Source organism: Faecalibacterium sp. OM04-11BH, from assembly GCF_003482185.1.
Lineage (GTDB): Bacteria > Bacillota > Clostridia > Oscillospirales > Ruminococcaceae > Faecalibacterium > Faecalibacterium tardum.
Map to the genome: position 1 here is coordinate 1 of NZ_QULS01000045.1, position 1,855 is coordinate 1,855.

A 1,855-nucleotide genomic window follows, 5' to 3' on the forward strand; every position below is an offset into this window, starting at 1 on the left:
GCCCTAAAATGAAAAAGTAATTGCAACCAAAGACAGAGAAAATCCTACCCCCCTAGAAAAGCGATTAAATTTGCACAAGATATGGACAATTGACAAGAAATACACTTTTAGATATACTGAAAGTGCTTTTACCAGTAGGCAGGATAGAGCAATGCAGCGGTGCAACTTGAGCGGCCTGCTGGCTTTTGCAGGAGGACGACTTTTTTGAAAGCCGTCCTTTTTTGCATATAAACAGAAAATGTCCTCCTGGAAAATGAATGCGTAAAACCGCGGGAGTTTGAGGGCAGAGCCCTCAAATGGTAAAAGGGGGTAAGACAGTTGAAAAGAAAGAGTAAGCTTACATTACAAGAGCGTTCTGTCATTGAAATCAGTTTATATCAAGGGATGACGCTCGAAGAAATTGGATTAAAACTGGATCGCCACCCAACAACCATAGCTCGAGAAATTAAAAGCAACAGGACCTTGGTTTCGCATCGTACTTATTTTGGAAATGATTGTAGAAGAGCTAATATTTGTGAAAAAAGGAATCTTTGCGATAAGCCAGAATGCAAACGAAAATGTGTAGCATGTAAAATAAAGAATTGCCATGAATACTGTAAGACGTACAGTAAGACATACTGTTTAATGATTAATTCATCACCGTATGTGTGTAATAATTGTAAGAGCCGACCGTTTTGTAATTCGGAAATGTACGTTTATACGGCTAAGTCGGCCGATGAGAAAGCGGCGAAAAGACGGAGCGATACCAGAAAAGGAATTAGATTAAATGAAACTGAGCTGGAACAGGTAGATAACTTGGTTTCGGGACTAGTGAAGAAAGGCCAGCCTTTAAGCCATATTGTTTCTGAACATCAAAATGAGTTGCCGGTAGGTTTGAGGACAATATATAATTATATTGATGCCGGTGAATTGACCATAAAAAATATTGATCTTCGAAGGAAAGTAGTTTATAGAAAGCGTAAAAAGAAACACAACAACGACAGGTTGGACAGGCAAATATGTCGGCAGGGGCGCACATATGAGGCGTTTAAGAGTTATATAGAGAATACGGATGAAAATCAAGTCGTTGAGATGGATACAGTTAAAGGAAAACGTGAGAAATCGCAATGTCTCCTTACAATGATTTTTCGGAAGAATAGTGTGATGCTGATTTTTCTTCTCTCAGATTGCAAGGCAGAATCAGTTACGGCGGTGTTCGATTTCCTTGAGGATGGGCTTGGATTAGAGCGGTTTATGAGGCTATTTCCTGTTGTATTGACTGACAATGGTAGCGAGTTTAAGTATGCTGATCGTTTAGAAACTACAAAGGAACTCGAAGATAGGACAAAAATTTTCTACTGTGACCCAATGGCTTCATGGCAGAAGCCGAAAGTTGAAAAGAACCATGAGTTTATTCGATATATTATTCCCAAAGGAAAGAGTATGGCATTTCTCACAGAGGAAAAGGTGGTTCTATTGATGAACCATATTAACAGTATCAGAAGAGAAAGTTTGGGAGGACGTTCTCCGTGGCAGGTGGCATCTGAAGATGAAGATATGCGTGTTCTGATGAACCTTCTTAATATGAAAGAAATTGAGTCAGACAATGTGCTGCTGACGCCAGATTTACTGGATGATTGATCTTATATGGACTTTTGTCCTTTTTCTTTTAACATAGAGGCTGCAATTACTTTTGCAAATTATATTGGCAGCCTTAGCTTTGCTATACCCTTTTGTATTAGCAAAGAAACAAAAAACGACGTAAATTATGGAAGAAATTGTTGATTTAAGCAAAATGATGTTACACAAAAGCCCAGAGAAGGGCAAATACGAAGAGATGAGGTTCAATGGACTGCAATGAGTATTTCATTCAAGC

1 protein-coding gene is annotated in these 1,855 nt (G+C 38.9%); it reads left to right on the forward strand.

Going from position 1 to position 1,855, the window contains the following annotated elements; all coding sequences use genetic code 11:
* Positions 1-318: 318 nt before the first annotated feature.
* The gene (locus tag DXB44_RS14300; RefSeq protein WP_118659099.1) at positions 319-1,620 is read left to right on the forward strand and encodes an IS30 family transposase; all 1,302 of its coding nucleotides are present in this window, start codon (positions 319-321) and stop codon (positions 1,618-1,620) included.
* Positions 1,621-1,855 lie beyond the last annotated feature (235 nt).